Below are 19,406 nucleotides of genomic sequence, written 5' to 3'. Positions count from 1 at the left end.
ATGCGGGGGTAACTAAAGAAGTGAGGGCGGACACGGAAAGACCCCGGCGCTGCGCACCGGGGTCACGTCGGACTGCAGGGTGATCTCACTCCTCGGCGGCGGCCACCTCGTCCACGACGATCTGCGCCCGCTTCTCCGGCACACCGGCCGCGATGAGCGTGGTGACGGCCACCCGGGTGCCGTCGTCCTCCAGCGCCCCGGTGTTGACCTCCTCCAGCAGGGCGACCGTCATCGCCTCCAGGCCGACGCTCAGCACCGGGGCCGGCAGGTGGGCGTGGAAGACGCCGTCCCGTTGTCCCTGCTCCAGGATGGCCGTGACCCTGACCCGGGCGGGCTCCAGGATCCCGGCGACACGGTCCATGCCGAGGTCCCGTCGGGCCAGCGCCAGGAGCATCCGGTACCGGTCGCCCACGGGCCAGAGCGACAACGTGAAGTGGGCGAGCGCCCGGTCGGCCGGTTCCGTCACCCCCGCGCCGACCGCGACGGCGGCCTGAAGCGCCTCGGCGGCCTCCTCGGCCAGCGCGTCCAGGAGCGCTGCCCTGCCGGGGAAGTGCCCGAACAGCGTGCGCCGTACGACGCCGGCGGCGCGGGCGAGTTCCTCCAGGGTGATGTCGGGGTTCCGGCCGAGCTCCTGGCGGGCGGTGGCGAGGATGCGGGCCCGGTTGGACCGGGCGTTGCGTCGCTGAGGCACACGGCCGACGGGCTGGGACACGAAAGGAACCTCGAAGAAGCCAGGGCGGAGAATGGACGTCTCCATTCTGGCACGCGAGTCCCGACCGACCCCGGCCGCATCCGGGGGCGGTCGGGACCTGGTCAGGCGGGCAGCTCCTTGATGTCGGACGGCTCCTGCGGCTCGATGCCGTTGAAGCGGTGCCGGAAGTCGCTGGACGCGGGGTACGCGGCGCGGCGGGAGCGCATGATCGAGCCCAGCGGGCGGTGGGCCTCCACGGCGTGCCAGGGGCTGAAGGAAAGGACGTCGTCGGCGTAGCGGCGGCGGGCGTCGCTGTAGGCGTCCTGGGCGGGCAGATGCAGCACGGCCACGGTCTGGTGCGGTGACAGTTCCTCGGGCCACAGGACCGAGGCGTCCTCCACCGGCATCCGGTCGATGTCCGTGCACAGCTGGGCGCGGATGTCGTACTCGGCGCTGTTGTCCGCGAAGAAGTCGACGACGAGGTCGCGCAGGGCCGACTCGCCGGCCTTCTTGTCGACGTGGCTGCCGGTGAGGGCCTTGACGTTCGCCGAGCGGGGTGCGGCGGACATCTTCGCCACGTGGTCGCCGTAGCGCAGCGCGGCCATGGAGTGGAAGGTCTCGCCGAGGACGTGGTCGTTGGCGGCGGCCAGGGTCTCGACGGCGGGCGGCAGCGGACGTCCGACGCGCGTGAGGGCCTTGGCGGCCACTCGGGCGGCCGCGCCGGTGAGCTGGAGCTGCTGGTCGCTCTGGCCGGGCTGCTTCTCCAGGATGCCCTGGAGTTTGGCGTATTCGGCGATGTTGCCGAAGGGCAGGGTGGGGTGGTTGACGAGGAGGAAGTCCTGGGTGGTGAAGCCGTCGTCGAGGGCGCGGGCCCCGGGGGCGCCGATCACCTTCATCGCGAGGCCGCGCTGGACGGGCACCTGGTCGGAGCGCAGGTCGCCGGGGGCGGAGGAGAAGCGGACGATCACCGGGTAGGTGACCGGTTCGGCGAAGAGGCCCTGGGCGAGGTGGGCGGGCAGGTCGGGCTGGATGCGCAGCTCACCGGCGAGGACGCCGTGGCTCTTCGCGTGGGCGTCGCGCAGGCCGTGCCGGTGTTTGTCGGCGACCTGCTGGTTGGCCTTGCCCATGGCCGCGACGACCTGGCGGACGAGTTCGTCCTCGTCCGGAAAGGGCTGTTCGAGGTCGGGGCTGTAGCGGACGTACGAGGTCATGGGTAGTGCCTCCGCGCGGGGTGGGGGTCAGTTGCTGCCGAGCCAGCGGATGGCGGACAGGCTGGGCATGAAGAAGTACTCGCCGCCGAGCAGGGTGTTGAAGGACTGGATGTTCTGCACCCGGCGCGGCGGGGTCCCGGGCACCGTGAAGTAGGCGCCCTTGTCCTGGAGCGAGATCATCGGGTCCTTCTCCTTCCCCAGGCCCATGAAGTTGCCGGAGCCGACCCATTCGCTCTGGAGGAACTCGACGTTGTCGATGGCTCGGGCGCCGAGGGCGATGAAGTCCAGGCCGCGCGGCCGGCCGTCGTCCTTGAGGCGGTCCGGGGGCAGCGGGGTGCCGTAGGAGGTGCCGCGCCGGATGATGCGGCGGATGTTGACGTCGGTGAGGACCGTGAGCTTGGTGTCGCGCGGGTTCATCCGGCGGATGTGGGAGCCGAGCGGGGTGCGTAGTCCGCGCGGGTCGGCGGAGTAGTCGAAGTCGTTGATCCGGTTCGGGTCCTCGCCGATGGCGGGGGCGTCGCGGTCGGGCGAGAGGGCGAGTGGTGCGCCACTGCGCCAGCGGCCGACCAGCTTGGCGGCCAGCAGCTCGCGTTCGGCCTCGGTGGAGGCGTTGTCGTGCAGCCACTTGTTGAAGGCCGCGACATGGGAGTGGTACTTGCGGAAGACGACGTACGTGCCGTTGCGGCCCAGGACGTCCGGAGCCGGTACGGGCAGCGGCACACCGGTCTCGCTCGGGTAGCCGAGGACGAACTCCCCGGCCTTGATGGGGCGTCCGTCGCCGGGCAGGGGTTCGGCGCCGCTGCCCTCGACCACCGGCTGGCTGAAGCCGTCCCGGTAGCCGAAGACGTTGAACCCGTCGGCCGCGAAGTCCTGGTGCGACAGCAGTCGTACGCCAGGCACCTCGCCCAGTTCCTTTTCGTAGGCGGCGACTTCGGCCCGCCAGTCGTCCTCGCTCGCGGCGTAGACCGTGACAGCCGCGTGCACGCGCGGGGTGCCGAAGGGGAACTCCCAGCGGTCCGGGGCGTTCACGCCGGTGTCCCGCAGCCGCTCGGCGCGGGCGGCCATCCCGGCGCGGAAGTTGGCCGGGAAGGAGGCCAGTGACGTCTCCGGCAGCCCCAGTGCGACCAGCCCCTGGTAGCTGAGGGCGAGGGCCAGCCAGGACGGCTGCGGTTCGTCCCAGCGCGCCGCCGAGGTCACCCGCGGCGCCAGCCGTCGCAGCAGCTCCCTGCCCGCGGCCGGTTCGGTGATCTCCAGGATCGCGTGGGTGCCGAAGTAGGGCTCGGGCCGGGCCCGCAGCAGAGTCGCCTGGATGTCGTCGAGGTCCAGGGTGGGCGGACGGCGCAGCCGCCGGAACAGCGGGGAAGGCATGGTGCGCCTGCCTTCAGTTGAGGTCCGACAGGAAACGCTGCACGGCGGCCTCCTGTCGCTTGAGCCGGTGGCCCTCCGCGACGGTGAGGTTGGGGTGGGCGACGAACCACGCCTCCGCCGGGATCTGGTACTTGACGATGAACTCCTTCACGTCCGGCGAGGTGATGCCGGGCCAGCCCTCGACGTTGCTGAACAGGTAGTCCATGAACTCGGGGATCTTCGTCGCGAAGTCGTCGATGTAAGGGTCCCACTCGCCGTCGAAGGCGGTCGCGAACAGCAACTTCGTGTCGTTGTCGAGGAACACGAACCGCATGTTGTGCAGGGTGCCGACCTGGCCTGCGCCCGCCAGGTTCCCGCCGACCAGGCCGAAGAATTTCCGCAGCCGCGCGGCGCCGTTCGGCTTCAGCGGCAGGATCGTCGTCAGCTCGGACACCTCACCGCTCTTGGCGCCGATCCGGCCGGCGGTGGTGACGGCGTGTTCGGCCATCTCCGCCTTGTCGGCGAGGATCTCGGCGGCCTTGAGCTTGAGGGCGATCTTCGCGTCCGACAGTGCGGTCTCGACCTTCTCGCGGACGGCATCGGGGAACTGCTGGAACTTGGCGTGCAGGTCTGTCTCGCTCATGGCGCCTCTCTTTGGGCGTGGGCGGCAATACGTCAGATACCGCCACAAATAGTCCATCGCAGGATGGTGTGCCAGCGGGACGAAACCCGATTTCTGACCACCTCCGCATAACTGATTACATCATCAGTTCGCTGGTTCGGCTTGTCAACGCGCTACTCGCAGGTAGTCGCATGACTCACGCCACTATGAGACAGATTGACTCGCAGTGCATCTGTGAGTCATCGTGTCTCACAGGTGGCGCACCTCGACCCACCCATCACTCGAAGGAGTTCCCGATGGCGGATCACTTCTCCGGACCGCGCATCCTCTTCGACCCCGCGTCCGACGTCGCTGACGTCTTCGCCTTCCCCAGCCCGGACCGCCGCGGCTGCCTGGTACTCATCCTCGACGTGTTTCCGGCCGCTGCTCCCACCGCGCTGTTCTCCGACGCGATCACCTACCGCTTCCGGGTCCGGCCGGTCGCCCCGGCGGCCGATCGGGCCGCGTTCGCTGTCGGCGACACCGAGTACGGCCTCGACTTCACCTTCGCCACGCCCGGTCAGATCCCCGGCAGCGACGAACCGGTTCAGATAGGCACCTGCACGACGCCCAGCGGTGAGCAGGTCCTGTTCCAGGTCGGCGACCACACGGCCACCGAGGCCGAAGGGCTGAGGATCTTCGCCGGACCACGACTCGACCCGTTCTTCATCGACCTCGCAGGCGTTCTGGCCGCCGACGCCACGCAGAAGCTCGCCTTCCGTCCCGGCGCGAACAACGTCCTCGAAGGGATGAACGTGCTGAGCATCGTCGTCGAGGTGGACCCCGAGGTGGTGTTCGGCCTGGACTGCGGCCCCCTGCTCGGCGTCGTCGGCGAGACAGTGACCACCGGCGGGCGCCCGGTCCGGCTGGAACGCATGGGCCGCCCCGAGATCAAGAATGTCGTCCTGGCGAGCAAGAGCTACGACCCCGTCAACAGCGACCTGGAGATCCGAGACCTCTACAACGAGGAGGACGCCTTCGCTGTGCGACCGGACTACGCCGGGGCCTACCGGGCGCGGTTCGACGCCAACCTGGCCTTCTTCGACCGCCTCGACGGCGAGCTCGTCTGGCCGCCGGACGACCAAGGCACCCACCCGCTGACGGAACTCCTCCTGGCCGACTTCCTTGTCGTCGACATCTCCAAGCCGTTCGCCGAGGACGGCTGCTTCGAGATCGAGACCGCGCTGCTCGCCGGACGCTCCCACGCGACCTGCGGCGGCCGTGCGCCGAACGACGACATCGTGGACACCCTCTACACACTCCTGGTGGGCGGCGTCGACGGCCCTCGCATCAGCGACGGCGTCGACCATGCGACCCGGCCGGCCACGCACACATTCCCGTACCTCGTGGCCCCCAACCCGAACCCGCCGGACCTCATGACGGTGATGACCGCGCTGCTCGCCCCGCCGGAGCCGGAGGAGGAAGCGGCATGAAGAACCGGCGCGAGCCGACCGACCAGGAACTGGTCACGACCGACGGCACCTTGGCCCTGGTGAACCTGTCGGCCCAGATCGACGGCCTGGCGGCGGCACCCGTACGCGGGGCGGACTCCACCGCACCCCTCGTCATCGCACAACAGGCCGTCCTGGTAGACCTCCTGACCATGCGCGGGCACCTCCTGGGCCGCGTCGCCGACTACGAGCAAGCCGCACAGCTCTCCGAACACATGGTGTGGAACGCGCCGGACGACCATGCCGCCCTGCTGGCCCGAGCCCGGACCCGGGCGACCCTGCACCGGTTCGCCGAAGCCATGGCCGATCTCGACGCGGCACGCCGGGCCGGTGCGGCGCAGGCCACTCTGGACGCGGAACGGGCGGCGATCCTGCAAGCGGTCGGCTGCTACGCCGAAGCCCACTCCTTGCTGCGGAGCGCAGCCCTCCATCAGTCCGACTTCACGATGCTGTCGGCTCTTGCCGTGCTCCAGGCGGAACGCGGCGAGACCGCCGAGGCGGAGCACGTGTTCGACGAGGCGCGCGCCGCCTACCGGGGTGTCTCGCCCTTCCCGCTCGCCCAACTGGACTTCCGGCGCGGGGTGATGTGGCTGCGTGAAGGTGACCTGCCCACGGCTCGGTCCTGGTTCGACGCGGCCCGGCGCCGCGTGCCGGGCTATGCCCCGGCGACCGGTCATCTCGCCGAGGTCGACCTGCTCCTGGGTGACCCCGAGACCGCTGTCACCCGCCTGCGCCCGCTGGCGGAGACGAGCGACGACCCCGAGTACATCGCCCACCTCGCGCTTACCCTGCGAGCAGCAGGCCGCCACCAGGAGGCCCAACCGTGGCGGGACCGGGCAGCGAGACGCTACGAGGAACTGGTGACACGCCACCCGGAGGCGTACGCCGATCACGCCGCCGACTTCTGGCTCATGGTCGGAGGCGATGTCGACCGAGGGCTCCAACTCGCCCTTCAGACTCTGGTCATGCGCCAGACCAGCCGCTCGTACGCCCTGGTCAGGCGCGCCCGCGAGGCAAGCCGGGGACTCGCCCACGACGCCTCCGGAACGAGACACCCTGCGACTAGCATGTGAGGCAACGTGTCTCACACGAAGGGTGCCGCATGCCGGAGGAGCGAGCCGATCCACGCCAGGTGCGCAGCCGCGAGGCCATGGTGACCGCAGCCACCACGCTGCTCACCGAGGGCGGCCTGGAGGCCGTCACGCACCAGGCGGTTGCCGCCCGCGCCGGAGTCGGCCGGGCCACGGTCTACCGTCACTGGGCCGACCTGCTCGGCCTCCGTCTGGCGGCGCTGGAGGCAGGCATGCCGCCCCTGTCGCCGGCGCCCGAGGACGTGCGGGCGGCGTCCGGTGCCGAGCCGCGCGCCGAGCTGGTCCACTACCTGCGCCAGCTCGGCGAGCGGCTCGACGACGCCCAGGCCGGGGCCGTTCTCGCCGCCGTGCTGGGCGGGGCACAGTACGACGACGGGATGCAGCACCTCCGTCAGACTGTGCTGACCCAGATCGTCGACTCCCTGCGCCCTGCCGTCACCGCTGCCGTTGCCCGGGGGCGCCTGCGTGACGACGTCACGGCCGAGACGTTCGCCATGACGACCATCGGGCCGCTCGTCTATCAGCGGTTCCTCGTGGGCGCCCCGCTCGGTCATGACATGGTGGACGCGGTGGTGGATACGGCGCTGCGGGCGTGGGCGCCGTAGCCATTCCGGTTCGACCGGAACCCCGGTGGAAAGACCAGGGTCGTTTCACCGGGCTTCCCTCCGGTCGGCTGACCTGTACAGCACTCAGCCGACCCCACTGGCAGTCAGGCCTTGTCCGCCAGCTGTCCAGCGTTACGCAGCTCGAGTGCGATCTCCGCGTCCGCGAGCGTCGACTCGACCTTCTCACGGATGGTGTTGGGCAGCTTCTGGAACTTCGCCTGCATGTCGTTGTCGTCGCCCATGGTGCGCTGCCCTCTTGAATGATCACGGTGATTTTTTCATATCGCCACAAACCGGGCGCTCTGATCACGCCCTGCAGGCGATGCCCTCGTCGCGAGGGAGGCGAGCCGCTCTGGGCCGCTTCGTCGAGGAGCTGCGCACCTCCGACCCCGCCGAGACCATCCGGACCGGGCTGCGCGACCCCCGGCACGTGATCTTCGAGTTCGACGCGGCAGCCTTCCTCGTGCCCACGCCCGCGCCTCCGCAGATCTTCGCCATCGGTCTCAACTGCCGGCGACTGGGAGATCGCCAGGGCTACTGACGTGGCGTCGGTAGACCGGCCCAGGCCAATGCACCGGGCCGCCGGCTCCGGGGCGCCGGCTTCGGGCGGACCCGGTCCGCGGACGGTGGGCCGCAGCCCGCTCGGCCGACGGCTGTCCGCTGGCTTCCCGACGCAGCACCACTGGGTGATCGATTCCAAGGGATCGGCTGCGCGCATGAGATGAGGGAGCCGAAAGTGCGGTTGTGACACCAGACTTGGACTTCCTCGCCACCGCACCGCACGTGAAAACCGACGAACCCCAGGGTGGTGACCGGCACCTGTGGCCAGGCACGGCGAGTGAAGGCGTCCGGGAGCTGGCCAACGACTGGTCCCGATTCCGCAACCACGTCGAATCCCTCGGCGATGACCGTCTCCTTCAGCCCATGGGCCCCATCGCTGGTGACTACGGTCACGAGAGCTACCTGCTGCTGGCCCTCCACGCGTTGGACGAAGCCGCTCACCACGGTGCCGAACTCGGCGTCCTTCGTGATCTATACCTTCATGGCTATTCGACATGAAGCAACGGGCGAACCACGACGAAGTCAGCCCGGCGCCTCGACCATCGTCAGGCGCCCGACGGGTAACCAGCGGCCCGATCACGATCTACAGCTGGAGTACTAGGCGTTGGGATTTGTTCAACTCGCCTACCTATGAGGACCGTTGATCGGCACAATGCTTGCTGTGCCGCACTACGACTACATGGAGTTCACGCTCGACGATGGAGCGCAGGTCCGCCTTGAGCTCGCACCGGCGGGCGAGACCGAGGCGGGCGATGCCGATCTGCCGGACGGCATCGGCGGCGTGACCCCCGTCGGACGCGGCGCACGCGTCGGGGCGCTCGCCACCGACGCGCTGCGCTCCGTGCTGCGACCACTGGGTCCGCTCCTGCAGCAGGTGCACGACGCGGTGTCCGGAGTGCCCGATCCGCCGCAGGAGATCTCCGTCGCCTTCGGCATCCAGATCGGGCAGGACCTGAAGATCGGCATCGTGGGTGCCAACGGCCACGCGAGCATGACCGTCTCGGCGACCTGGCGACCGCAGCCACGGGCCGAAGCGTGACCTGGTTCGAGACGCCCCGGGCCGACCGGCCGGACGCGCGCGGCGCGCTCGTGCGGATCCTGTCGTCGAACCGCACCCGCACCGCGGGCGCGGGCGTCTACCTCACCGGTCGCCACCTGCTGACCTGCGCCCATGTCGTCAACTCCGTGCTTGGCCGACGCGGTCTGAGCCCCCGGCACCCCGGACGGATCACGCTCGACGTGTCCTTCCCCGTGCTCTCCGCCACCGACGTCCGCAGCGCGTATCTGGTGGCCTGGATCCCGCCCCGTTCCCACGAGTACAGACCGGTCGACGACGGCGCCCTGAAGTGGGAGGGCGACCTGGCCGTCCTGGAACTGGACGAGGAACCACCGCCGCCCGTGGCCCCGGTCCGCTGGCTGGAGATGGCCCGCGGGCAGGAGGTCAGGGCGTGGTACGGCAGCGGGCAGCCCTTCTCGTACGCCGATGTACGGGTGGCCGCGTACGATGACGGCGTCGGCTATCTCGACGGGCAGTTGTCGGGTGCGGCCGTCGACGAGGGCTACAGCGGCGGGCCCCTGTGGTCCGTGGCCGATGGGGCCGCCGTGGGACTGGTCATGGGCCGGATCACCGCTCCGGACACGGCGTTCTCCTCCCAGCACACGGTCCGCCGCAGCTGGGGGCTGGCCTGGCAGTCGGTCGTGGTGGAGCTGCGGCGGGCCGAGGCCGTACCCGAGACGCATCTGGCCGGGCTGTGGGCCCAGCCGGCCACGGTGTTCGCCGAGGATGAGTCGGTGCGCGACATGATGGTCGGTCCGCTGCACACGCTCCTCGGCGACCCGGCGAAACGCGCCGCCCACGCCGTCGAACTCGCTGAGAAGCTCGGCCTGTGGGCCCCCTCCGACGGGACGGCTCCCCCGGTGGAGAAACTGGCGCAGCTGCTGTGCGGTTCAGAGCGGGCGTTACCGACGCTGGCGGAGGTGCTCGCGCCGAAGGTGGCCGACGACCCCCGTGGCCGGGCGGAGCTCGACCGGCTGCTGGCCCTGGGCTGGCACACCGGCGCCGCCAGACTGCTCTCAGTGACCGAACACCGGGTGCTGAGGGGCAAGTTGGAGCATCTGACCCGCATCGACCCCGGACTGCTGCACCGGGCGGCGACCGCGGCGCTGCCGTATCTCGACCTCCCCCAGTCCCTCCAGGCGGTGCATCTCACGGCGTCCGCCGTGCCCGAGGCCCTGGGCGAGCTGGAGACCTGGTACGGCGACGGGGCGCCCGTGCCCGACGAGACGCCCCGGCTGCCGGCCCTGCTCCGGGTGGTGGAGTACGTGGCGGCCGCGACCGACGGTCTCGTCCGCCGGGCCCTGCAGGAGTGGAGCAACCGGGTCGCCGCGCGCCTGGGCATTCACCCGTCGGCGCTGCGCGAGCGGCGCGCGGACGCCGAGCGCTGGTCGCGGCAGGCCGCCGCGCCGGCCGGTGCCCGGATCCTGGTGCAGCTGGACCGGTACGCCAAGGACCCCGCCGACCACTACCGCTGTTCGGTGTGGCGGTTGCGCCCCGACGGCACCGCGACACGGGCCGCCACCTCGTCCGACCGGCCCCGGACAGGCGGGGAGATCGCCCGGCTGATCCGGCAGGTCGCGGGAGGTGCGAAGGACACCGGGGACGGCGTCGCGCTGGTCGCCGTGTCGGTTCCGCCGGAGGAGCTGAACCTGCCCGTCGACGAGTGGGACGGCGCCGAGCCCGGCGAGTACATGCCCGCGCCGCTCGGCGAGGACTTCCATCTCGTGCTGCGCAGCCCCAAGCTGCGCCTCCGCTCCCCCTCCGGGGCCGCCGACCTGGAGCGCCGCTGGAACGCCCGGCACCAGGGCGGCCCCCTCCTCGCCGACCACACGACCGGCGACCGGATGCTCGCCGTACTGCTCAAGACAACCCACCGGGACACCGCGCGCGTCCTCCTGGACGGAACCCCGGAACACCGCCGCAAGCTGGTCTTCGTCTGCCTGGCGATGGGTGTACCCATCGTGCTGTGGGATCGCGCGGGTGTGCGCCCTGGCGAGGGGCGCCCGCTCGATGCCACCGTTCCCGAGGGGCCGGTGGACGGGCTCCCGGAGCGCGTGCGGCATCTCAGAGTGCACTTCTACGCGGACGAGGCCGTGACCGCCCGCCCGACCCTGGTGTGGGACGACGCCGAGCTTCCGCTGCCGGACGAGCTGCGGCTCGCCGACCCGACGGAAGGAACGGAGCACGCGATATGACACGGACCGACGAGTGGCGGCTGTTCCGCGGCGACCGGGTGGCCCGGCAGACGGAGTTCCCCGAGGCCCCGCCCTGGCGGCGGTTCACCGATGGCTCCGGCGCCCGCGGCCGCTACCGTCCCTATCTCATCGGCCGGGCCGAGGCGGACGTGGTCAGCGCCGCGCTGCACCTGCGGCGCCCGCTGCTGGTCACCGGGCATCCGGGCACCGGCAAGTCCTCCCTGGCGCACGCCATCGCGCATGAGCTGTCGCTGGGACCCGTACTGCAGTGGGCCGTCAACAGCCGCTCGGTCCTCAAGGACGCCCTCTACGGGTACGACGCCATCGGCCGGCTGCGCGAAACCCATCTGCGCCGCGAGCGAGGCGTTGACGATCCCGACATCGGCGCCTTCATCAGGCTGGGCGCGCTCGGCACCGCCCTGGTACCGCGCGACCGGCCGCGCGTGCTGCTGGTGGACGAGCTCGACAAGGGGGACGTGGACCTGCCCAATGACCTGCTGACCGTGTTCGAGGAGGGGGAGTTCGAGATCCCCGAACTGTCCCGGCTGCCGGAGGAGCAGTCCGAGGTCCAGGTGGTCACCCATGGGCCGCTCGCCGAGCGGGTCACGGTCACGCGCGGTCTCGTCCGCTGCCGGGAGTTCCCCGTCGTGGTGATCACCAGCAACGGCGAGCGGGACTTCCCGCCCGCGTTCATGCGCCGCTGCGTACGGCTGGATCTCCCCGATCCGGACGAGGCACGGCTGAGGGACATCGTCGCCGCGCATCTCGGTGAGGACGCGCTGTCCGACGTGGACGACCTGCTCCACGCCTTCCTCAACCGGCGGGCGCCGGGCGAACTCGCCACGGACCAGCTGCTCAACGCCGTGTTCCTGCGCAAGGGCGGAGTCGACCTGGACGCCGAGGGGCTGCTGGACGCCGTACTGCACCGGCTCGGCGGGGCCGTCTAGATGTCCGGGCCCAGGCAGCCGGGCGGACCCCCACCCGACGACACCGAATCCCCGCCGTCCGGGCCGCCCGCGCTGGCCGGCGTCGGCCGGCTGACCGGACACGAATTGTCGATCCATGAGCTGCTGGACGTCATCTGGCTGGCGCGGCGGCTCCCCGGGGACGGTGGCGCGCCCCTCGCTCGTGCCCTGCCCCAGATCTCGGCCCAGCATCCAGGGTCCGTCTACGGGGAGACGTCGCGGACGTCCGGTGAAGGGCCGCTCGGGTCCGACGGCCCGGAGGCGGCATCGTCAGGCCCGAACGCCCCCGCACAGCCGCCGCCTCCCGCCCAGCTCCTCGGTGCGCTGCACGCAGCCGCGGCCATGCGCAGCGCCCCTGAGTTCACCGACCTCGGGACGGGTCACGGGGTCGACGTGAGAGACGGCGCGATGCCCGTACGGGTGCCCGAGGAGAAGGCGCTCGGCGAGGACGAACTGCGATTCGGGCGCGCCCTCCGGCTCCTCAAACAGCCCCAACCCAACCTGTTGAAGCGGGAGTTCGACGAGGACGCCACGGCCGCCGCCATGGCCGAGACGGGGCTGCCGGACGTGGTGACGCGACCGGCCCGGCAGCGCTGGCTGAATCTGGTGCTGCTCATCGACGACGGGCTCTCGATGCTGCTGTGGCGGCGGCTCGCCACCGAGCTGCGCGCTCTGCTGGAGCGGCTCGGGGCGTTCCGGGACATCCGGGTGCACGGCCTGGACACCCGCCGCGCACCCGAGCCACTCCTGCGGTCCCGCCCCTTCGACCCGAACGCGCCACTGCTGTCACCCGCCACGGTGGTCGACCCCTCGGGCCGCACTCTCGTCCTGGTCATCAGCGACGGTGTCGGCCCCTGCTGGCGCGACGGACGAATGCGCACGGCCCTGGAACGCTGGGCGCGGCAGGGGCCGACGGCGATCATGCACACCCTGCCCGCCCACCTCTGGGACGGCTCCGGAATCCGCTCGGAGCGGTGGTTGGTGACGACCCGGCAGCGCGGTGCGGCGAACGAGAGCTGGGAGGTGACCGATCCGCTCCTGCCTCCGGGCCTCGGCCAGGTCTTCTCGGGCGTCCCCGTTCCCGTGCTCGAACCGCATCCCCCGGCGGTCGCCGCCTGGGCTCGGCTCGTCGCGTCTCCCGGAGCCAGCGTGGAACTGCCGCTCCTGTCTCCGCCGGAGGCCAGGACGGCACGCGGCGGGGCCGAGACCCGCGGCTCCGACGCGGCGAAGGCCGTCCTGCAGTTCCGCAACGCCGCGTCGCCGCAGGCCTACCGTCTTGCCGCGCATCTCGCCGCGGTGTCTCCGCTGACCGTGCCGGTGATGCGTCTCGTCCAGGCGGCCGTGCCCTGGCAGGCCGAGACCGCGCACCTCGCCGAGGTGTTCCTGGGCGGCCTCATGCGCCAAGTCGAATCGGCCGACGAGCGGCTTCCGGCTCAGCACCGGCGGTTCGGGTTCCCCAAGGACGCCCAGGAGATCCTGCTCGACACGGCGTCCCCGATCGACCTCCTGCGCACGACCAGAGCCGTGACCAACCGCCTGCGCAGGCTCGTCGGCCGCTCCCCCGACTTCCCGGCCTGGCTCGCGCACCCGGCGGGAACGGGTGAACTCCTGCCCGGAACCCGGCCGTTCGCCTGGCTGGAGGACCGCCTGCTGACCCACCTGGGCGCCCGGCCCATGGCGCCGGCGCCGGAACGGGTCACGGAGTACGAGCAGGCGCAGTTGCCTTCGGGACTGGAGGCCACGCCGTCCTGGCTGCCCCTGCGTCTGCAGGACCTCCATGTCCTGGGCCCATACACCCTGCTGCAGCGGGACGGATCCGGGGGCAAGCCCACCGCGTACATCGGGACGGACGATGCGGGACAGCAGGTTCTGCTGCGCGTCTCCTCCTCCTTCGATTCGCCGGTGGCCCAGGAGTTGCTCGACGTCGAGCGACGCGCACTGCACCGCATGGACGGGGTCTACGCGCCGGTCGTCGTGGCCAGCAACCTCGCGGGCGTTCCCGCCCCGTGGCTCGCGCTACGGCTCGACACGCTCGCCGACGGCCGGCCGGCCCCCACGCTCCGAGCCGTGATGCAGGCGGCCGGGCCACAGCCCGGCACACCCTTGTTCACCTGGCTGGCCTGGAATCTGACCCGCGCGATCAGCCGCTCCCACCGCCTGGGCATTGTGCACGGCGCGCTGAACCCGGGCACGATCCTGGTGACCGAGTCGACCCTGCACGTCATCGGCTGGACGTCGGCCCGCATCGACGGCGCCTGGACCGCGTCGACGGCGTCCGTACCCGCCAACTCCCCTTATCGGGCCCCTGAGGTGACGTACTGGGGCGAGTCACGGATCGCGGCCGGCGATGTGTACTCCCTGGGCGCAATCCTGTTGCAGGCGGTGACCGGAAGGCCGTGGCACCGGCATGAACGCGCCGAGCTGGAGAGGAACCGCCACTTCGCCCAACTGGAGGAGGACCTGTCGGAGTTGCTGTTGCGGTGCGTGATGCCCGAGCCGGAGGGAAGGCCCACGGCACGCGAGGTGGCGGACGCCTTCGGAACGCGGCTGCCGAGCGGAACCGAGTGGGCGGACGCCGAAGAGGAGACACACGAGCCCCACGAGGCCGAGCCGGCGCAGGCACAGGCCCCGGAGGACCCCCACGAGCAGTGGACGCGAACCATCCGCGAGCCCCTGGAACGCCCCCTGCGGATCACCCTTGTCGGCGTCAAGGACGGCGTCGGCTGCACCACGACCACCATGATGCTCGGCGCGGTCCTGGCCGACCAACGGCAGGAACACGTACTCGCGATCGACGCCGACCGGCACGCGGGACGGCAGGTGCGCATCGGCGGCCGCGTCTTCCGCAACAGCCTGGCCAACCTGTCGGACCTGGCCGGATCGCTGCACGAGGTGGAGCGGTTCGAGGATCTCCAGCTCTTCCTGTCACCGCACCGCTCGGGACTCATGGTCCTCTCCAACGACTCCACCCCCCACTTCGCGACAGCTGGCCAGTACACGGACGCGGACTTCCGAAGCGTCGCCCACGAGACACAGCGATACTTCGACCTCACCCTCATCGACACCGACAAACTGCAGCCCGTGATCCTCCGCCACACCGACCGCGTGGTCATCGTCTCCCGAGCGGACCCCGCGGGCCTCACCCAGGCCCAGCAGGCCATGGACCGCCTGGTCACCCTCGACCGTCCCGATCTCGTACGGGAGTCCGTGGTCGTCCTCAACCACAGCCGCCCCGCAGCGGGCTGGGCCCTCGACTCGGGCGCCTTCCTGGGCTTGAGCTCCCGCTGCCGCGGCATCGTCACCGTCCCCCGAGACGGCCACCTCGCCATGGGCAGCACGGTCGAACTCTCCTGGCTGACGCCCGACGCGTACAAGGCCTACCTACGCCTGGCGTCCCTACTCCTCGGACCGCGTCCGTTGTTCCCCTGAGAGGGATACGACAGAAGGGCACGGCCGTTCGAATTCGTTCACGGCCGAAAGCCACCCCCGTCTACCCTCGCCACCATGACCAAGCCCCTCGTCGCCATCCTGAGCGGCACCGGCATCTCGACCGACCGCGTCACGGACGGGCGAGACTACGAGCGCGATGAACAGGCGGCAGATCTCGTTGCAGGACAGCGGGATCAGGTCGTCCGGCGTGGGTCGGTGTGCATATTCGTCGGCGCGGACGACGGCGAGGAAGGCGTGGGCCAGCATGGCGAGGGTGACCCAGCGGGCTCAGGAGGGGTAGCGGCGGACCTGGTGGTCATCCAGCCCGGCCAGTCCCTTCCTTGAGTCTTCGCACACCGATGATCAGCGGTGGCCGTACCTGTCGGCGAACCTGGAGCAGCCAATGGCCTCGCCCGGCCCCATCACCCGCGACCTGTTACAAACCTTCGAGGGCGTACGTTCCAGAACCTTCGCTCGCCTTGACGGGCTCACCGACACCGAATACCTGTGGGAGCCCGTCGCCTTGTGCATGACGCTCAGGCCGGCTGCGAACGGGATGTTCCGTGCCGACCCGCGCCCCGCGGGAGAGGTCCGTCCGGCGCCGTTCACGACGATCGGATGGCGTATCTGGCACATCGGAGCGGACTGCCTACGCGGCTATGGCCGCTTCTTCGGTGACGAACCCCAGGGTGGTGACCGGCACCTGTGGCCAGGCACGGCGAGTGAAGGCGTCCGGGAGCTGGCCAACGACTGGTCCCGATTCCGCAACCACGTCGAATCCCTCGGCGATGACCGTCTCCTTCAGCCCATGGGCCCCATCGCTGGTGACTACGGTCACGAGAGCTACCTGCTGCTGGCCCTCCACGCGTTGGACGAAGCCGCTCACCACGGTGCCGAACTCGGCGTCCTTCGTGATCTATACCTTCATGGCTATTCGACATGAAGCAACGGGCGAACCAGGACGAAGTCAGCCCGGCGCCTCGACCATCGTCAGGCGCCCGACGGGTAACCAGCGGCCCGATCACGATCTACAGCTGGAGTACCAGGACCACTACTGAGGTTGAACACGCGATGTCGCCGGGCCACTCAGGTGAGTCTGATTGTCGGGCCGGTCTCGGCGGGGCAGCAGTCTATGACCGGACCGCCGGCCGCCGCCGATTACCGGGTGCGCTCAGTGCGGTCGTCGTACTCTTCGCGGGCTGTGATGACTTCCTCGATGTGTAGCACGGACCACTCCGTGAGCGCCTTCAGCGGTTCCCGCAGCGTCTGGCCGAGCGCGGTCAGCTCGTACTCCACGTGCGGCGGCACCTCTGGGTAGACGGTCCGGCTGACCAGCCCGTCGCGTTCGAGGGTGCGCAGCGTCTGGGTGAGCATCTTCTCGCTCACGCCCGCCAGCGCCTGCCGGAGCTGGCCGAACCGGGAGGTCCCGTTCCGGCCGAGCTCGCCCAGCACGAGGACCGCCCACTTGCTGCCGATCTGGTCGAGCAGATCCCGCGACGGACAGCCGCGCTCGTACGGATCGAATGACGGTAGGGGCCCGGTCACGTTCTCGACAGCCGTCATACGTCCCACCTCAATGCTATCGGCCTGGTAAGTACCCTACCAATAAGTGGCTACTCCCCAGCAGAGAGTGTCCAGGTCATTCTGTGTTCCATCCCGCCGCGGACGGACCGCGGCAGGCGTGCGAGGCACGCGAGGAAGGAATGACCATCATGTCGATCGTCGTCACCGGAGCCACCGGCCAGCTGGGCAGGCTCACCGTCGAGGCGCTGCTGCGGCGTGGGATCCCGGCCGCGGACATCATCGCCACCGGCCGGGACATCGCCGGGATCAAGGACCTGGCCGACCGAGGCGTTACGGTACGCCGCGCCGACTTCGCGGACACCGACGGCCTGGTCGAGGCATTTGCTGGGGCGGACAGGCTGCTGCTGGTCTCGGCCTCGGTCCCCGTGGGCGAGCGGGTCGCCAACCACCGCCGCGTGATCGATGCCGCAGCGTCCGCAGGCGTGTCGCTGGTGGCGTACACGAGCACGACGCACGCGGACACGGCCACCACCGTCATCGGTGCCACGCACGGGGAGACCGAGGAATATCTGCGGGACCGCGGAATCCCCAGTGTGCTGCTGCGCAACAGCTGGTACCTGGAGAACTACACCAGCCAACTGCCGCAGATCCTGCAGAACGGCGCCGTTGTCGGCGCCGCAGGCCAGGGGCGGATCAGCGCCGCGTCCCGCGCCGACTACGCCGAGGCCGCAGCGGTCGTCCTCACCGCCGAAGGCCACACCGGCGCCGTGTACGAGCTCGGCGGCGATGAATCCTTCACCCTGACCGAGCTCGCCGCCGCTATCTCCGCTGCAGCCGGCAAGCAGGTTACCTACACTGACCTCCCGGTGACCGACCTCACCCAGGTACTGGTCGCCGCGGGCCTGCCCGCCGAGCTGGCGGAGGTCCTCGCTGACGCCGACCGCGGCATGAACCGCGGCGAGATGTACACCGACTCCGGCGACCTGCGCCGCCTGATCGGCCGCCCGCCCGTGACCCTGGCCGAGGCACTCGCGGTCGCCCTGCCTGACTGAGGTCGAACTGGTGATGTGGCCGGGTTGCTCAGGTGGGTCTGATGATCAGGCCGGTCGCTTGCAGATGGTGTTGTGCGCGGCGGGGCGAAGTGACCAGCCCGGCCGTGCCGTTCAGCGCGGATCAGTGCCCTTGGCAGCAGGAACCACCGAGTGCCCGGCCGGCGCCCAGCGCGCCCATGCGCTGCGCCGCCTCGGCTCGGGCCCGTCCCGTCTCCGATTCCGCGTCGTGGACCACCCGTCCGGAGACCAGGGTGTAGCGGACCTTGGTGGCGCGGATGTCCTTCTCCGGCACCTTGGTGATGTCCCGGTCGAGGACGATCAGGTCGCCCCGCGGGCCCGGACGAACGGTTCCCGAGCCGCCGTCGTGCAGCTGGTACGCCGCGCCTGCGGTGTGCATGATCAGCGACTGGGGCCGGGGCAGCGGCTCCCGGATGTCGAGGGGCGGTTGGTTCTCCTCAGGGTTGCTGCGGTCGATCGCGGTGGCGATCTGGGTGAACGGCCGCAGCGGGTCGACCGGCCAGTCCGAGCCACCGGCCAGCCGGGTCCCCGCCTTGGCCAGGCTGTGGGCGGGGTACAGGCGCGCGTACCGCTCCGGCCCGATGTAGGGCCGCAGCGCGTCATCCGTGAACGCGGAGGGCATCGCCCACTGCAACTGCATGCCGGCCACCACTCCGGCCCGGGCGAAACGCTGGTAGTCGTCCGGGTGCACCAGCTGGAGGTGGGCAATGGAGCGCCGCAGGTCACGGCGGCCGCGCCGGGCGACGGCCTCGTAGGCGCGTTGAGGGCCGTGCGTACGGCGCGGTCGCCGATGGCGTGGGCGTGCATCTGCCAGCCGTCTGCGTCCAGTGCGCGGACCAGAGCCCGGTAGTCCCGGTCGCTGACGTGCAGGGTGCCACGGTGATCGGTCGGCCTGCCCTCGGCGTCCAGGTACGGGTCCAGCAGGGCGGCGGTCTGGGCCGGGAACTCCATCACGCCGTCGAGGAAGACCTTGACGGTGGTCAGCCGCAGCGTGTCCAGTCCGGTGAAGCGCCGGCGCACACCGCGCAGGTACTCGGCCGCCGCCCTGGGCTTCTTGGCGAGGTCGGCGTCGATCAGCAGCGCGGGGGTGATTGCTGCGGCAGCACGCCCTTGGTGATGAGCTCGGCGTAGGTCTTGACGGTTTCCTCGCCGCCGGCGGCGTCGAGGAAGGACGTGATGCCGGCGGCCAGCAGCATGCCCGCCATCTTGACCTGGGCGGCCTCGATGCGGTCGGCGCTCGGCGGCGGGATCACCCCGGAGACGAGCCCCTGGGCGTCGTCCTTGAGCAGGCCGGTCGGTTCCCCGGAGCCGTCGCGGACGATCTGTCCGCCCGTCGGATCGGGGGTGGTGCGGTCGACTTTCGCGAGGGCCAAGGCCCTGCTGTTCGCGAGACTGTTGTGGAAGTCCGAACCCTGCAGGAAGACCGGCGCCCGGTGTTCAGCGAGTCGAGCAGCTTCTTGTCGGCCACCGTGCCCGCGGGCAGCAGTCCCCCCGGGTTCCAGTCGGCCACCTGGAGCCAGCCGTCCGGCTCCTGTGCGGCCGTCGCGT

At 70.6% G+C, this 19,406-nt stretch carries 19 protein-coding genes and 2 pseudogenes; 11 read left to right on the top strand and 10 right to left on the bottom strand.

Annotation, left to right across the window (positions count from 1 at the left end; genetic code table 11):
* Positions 1–85: 85 nt before the first annotated feature.
* The 4 genes from ACFY1U_RS36660 to ACFY1U_RS36645 all read right to left on the bottom strand — a co-directional run bounded on the left by ACFY1U_RS36660 (position 86) and on the right by ACFY1U_RS36645 (position 3,892).
* A complete protein-coding gene (locus ACFY1U_RS36660) occupies positions 86–712 on the bottom strand; it encodes a TetR family transcriptional regulator (RefSeq protein WP_390698357.1) in 627 nt (208 codons plus the stop codon).
* A 101-nt stretch (positions 713–813) separates the two neighbouring features.
* The gene (locus ACFY1U_RS36655) at positions 814–1,902 is read right to left on the bottom strand and encodes a catalase family protein (protein ID WP_390698356.1); all 1,089 of its coding nucleotides are present in this window, start codon (positions 1,900–1,902) and stop codon (positions 814–816) included.
* 27 nt (positions 1,903–1,929) lie between these two features.
* Complete coding sequence (locus ACFY1U_RS36650) at positions 1,930–3,270, bottom strand: Dyp-type peroxidase (RefSeq protein ID WP_390698355.1); 1,341 nt, start codon at positions 3,268–3,270, stop codon at positions 1,930–1,932.
* A gap of 13 nt (positions 3,271–3,283) precedes the next feature.
* Positions 3,284–3,892 (bottom strand): hypothetical protein, encoded by a 609-nt coding sequence (locus tag ACFY1U_RS36645; RefSeq protein WP_390698354.1) that lies wholly within the window; start codon positions 3,890–3,892, stop codon positions 3,284–3,286.
* Between the two features lie 275 nt (positions 3,893–4,167).
* On the opposite strand from ACFY1U_RS36645, the gene ACFY1U_RS36640 reads away from it, so the two are divergent.
* From ACFY1U_RS36640 to ACFY1U_RS36630, 3 genes are read left to right on the top strand one after another with little or no spacing between them, the layout of a single operon-like run.
* On the top strand, positions 4,168–5,343 hold the full coding sequence (locus ACFY1U_RS36640; RefSeq protein ID WP_390698353.1) for a DUF4331 family protein: 1,176 nt from the start codon (positions 4,168–4,170) through the stop codon (positions 5,341–5,343).
* On the top strand, positions 5,340–6,434 hold the full coding sequence (locus ACFY1U_RS36635; protein ID WP_390698352.1) for a tetratricopeptide repeat protein: 1,095 nt from the start codon (positions 5,340–5,342) through the stop codon (positions 6,432–6,434). The genes ACFY1U_RS36640 and ACFY1U_RS36635 overlap by 4 nt, the downstream gene beginning before the upstream one ends.
* Before the next feature lie 29 nt (positions 6,435–6,463).
* On the top strand, positions 6,464–7,057 hold the full coding sequence (locus ACFY1U_RS36630; protein WP_390698351.1) for a TetR/AcrR family transcriptional regulator: 594 nt from the start codon (positions 6,464–6,466) through the stop codon (positions 7,055–7,057).
* A gap of 104 nt (positions 7,058–7,161) precedes the next feature.
* On the opposite strand, the gene ACFY1U_RS36625 is transcribed toward ACFY1U_RS36630, so the two are convergent.
* Positions 7,162–7,299: a hypothetical protein gene (locus tag ACFY1U_RS36625; protein ID WP_390698350.1), complete on the bottom strand. Its 138-nt coding sequence runs from the start codon at positions 7,297–7,299 to the stop codon at positions 7,162–7,164.
* Between the two features lie 80 nt (positions 7,300–7,379).
* Between ACFY1U_RS36625 and ACFY1U_RS36620 the strand changes: the two genes are divergently transcribed.
* The 6 genes from ACFY1U_RS36620 (at position 7,380) to ACFY1U_RS36595 (ending at position 15,264) form a co-directional block, all read left to right on the top strand.
* The gene (locus tag ACFY1U_RS36620) at positions 7,380–7,598 is read left to right on the top strand and encodes a hypothetical protein (RefSeq protein WP_390698349.1); all 219 of its coding nucleotides are present in this window, start codon (positions 7,380–7,382) and stop codon (positions 7,596–7,598) included.
* 215 nt (positions 7,599–7,813) lie between these two features.
* The gene (locus tag ACFY1U_RS36615; RefSeq protein ID WP_390698348.1) at positions 7,814–8,116 is read left to right on the top strand and encodes a hypothetical protein; all 303 of its coding nucleotides are present in this window, start codon (positions 7,814–7,816) and stop codon (positions 8,114–8,116) included.
* 154 nt (positions 8,117–8,270) lie between these two features.
* Positions 8,271–8,657, top strand: coding sequence for a CU044_2847 family protein (locus ACFY1U_RS36610; protein ID WP_390698347.1), 387 nt, complete (start codon positions 8,271–8,273; stop codon positions 8,655–8,657).
* Positions 8,654–10,870: a trypsin-like peptidase domain-containing protein gene (locus tag ACFY1U_RS36605; protein WP_390698346.1), complete on the top strand. Its 2,217-nt coding sequence runs from the start codon at positions 8,654–8,656 to the stop codon at positions 10,868–10,870. The genes ACFY1U_RS36610 and ACFY1U_RS36605 overlap by 4 nt, the downstream gene beginning before the upstream one ends.
* On the top strand, positions 10,867–11,817 hold the full coding sequence (locus tag ACFY1U_RS36600) for an AAA family ATPase (RefSeq protein ID WP_390698345.1): 951 nt from the start codon (positions 10,867–10,869) through the stop codon (positions 11,815–11,817). The genes ACFY1U_RS36605 and ACFY1U_RS36600 overlap by 4 nt, the downstream gene beginning before the upstream one ends.
* Positions 11,818–15,264 carry an SAV_2336 N-terminal domain-related protein gene (locus ACFY1U_RS36595; RefSeq protein ID WP_390698344.1) on the top strand — a complete coding sequence of 1,149 codons (3,447 nt, stop codon included), beginning with the start codon at positions 11,818–11,820 and terminating at the stop codon, positions 15,262–15,264.
* Positions 15,265–15,381: 117 nt separating this feature from the next.
* Here the strand turns inward: ACFY1U_RS36595 and ACFY1U_RS36590 are convergent.
* Positions 15,382–15,609, bottom strand: a pseudogene (locus tag ACFY1U_RS36590) (IS701 family transposase); the annotation flags it as partial.
* Positions 15,610–15,667: 58 nt separating this feature from the next.
* Here ACFY1U_RS36590 and ACFY1U_RS36585 point away from each other — a divergent pair.
* Complete coding sequence (locus tag ACFY1U_RS36585; RefSeq protein WP_390698343.1) at positions 15,668–16,207, top strand: DinB family protein; 540 nt, start codon at positions 15,668–15,670, stop codon at positions 16,205–16,207.
* Between the two features lie 215 nt (positions 16,208–16,422).
* Here ACFY1U_RS36585 and ACFY1U_RS36580 read toward each other — a convergent pair whose 3' ends face one another.
* Positions 16,423–16,827 (bottom strand): winged helix-turn-helix transcriptional regulator, encoded by a 405-nt coding sequence (locus ACFY1U_RS36580; protein WP_390698342.1) that lies wholly within the window; start codon positions 16,825–16,827, stop codon positions 16,423–16,425.
* Positions 16,828–16,967: 140 nt separating this feature from the next.
* Between ACFY1U_RS36580 and ACFY1U_RS36575 the strand changes: the two genes are divergently transcribed.
* Positions 16,968–17,840 (top strand): SDR family oxidoreductase, encoded by an 873-nt coding sequence (locus tag ACFY1U_RS36575; protein ID WP_390698341.1) that lies wholly within the window; start codon positions 16,968–16,970, stop codon positions 17,838–17,840.
* Positions 17,841–17,961: 121 nt separating this feature from the next.
* Here the strand turns inward: ACFY1U_RS36575 and ACFY1U_RS36570 are convergent, their stop codons facing one another.
* From ACFY1U_RS36570 to ACFY1U_RS36560, 3 genes and pseudogenes are all read right to left on the bottom strand, one after another.
* Complete coding sequence (locus ACFY1U_RS36570; protein WP_390698475.1) at positions 17,962–18,567, bottom strand: amidohydrolase family protein; 606 nt, start codon at positions 18,565–18,567, stop codon at positions 17,962–17,964.
* Positions 18,568–18,677: 110 nt separating this feature from the next.
* Positions 18,678–18,887 (bottom strand): annotated as a pseudogene (locus ACFY1U_RS36565) (amidohydrolase); the annotation flags it as partial.
* Between the two features lie 44 nt (positions 18,888–18,931).
* Positions 18,932–19,231 (bottom strand): amidohydrolase family protein, encoded by a 300-nt coding sequence (locus ACFY1U_RS36560; RefSeq protein WP_390698340.1) that lies wholly within the window; start codon positions 19,229–19,231, stop codon positions 18,932–18,934.
* Positions 19,232–19,406 lie beyond the last annotated feature (175 nt).

The sequence above is a fragment of the Streptomyces sp. NPDC001351 genome, from assembly GCF_042896045.1.
Classification (GTDB): domain Bacteria; phylum Actinomycetota; class Actinomycetes; order Streptomycetales; family Streptomycetaceae; genus Streptomyces.
Note: the sequence above shows the minus strand (reverse complement) of the source record. Positions and strands in the feature narration are given on the sequence as shown.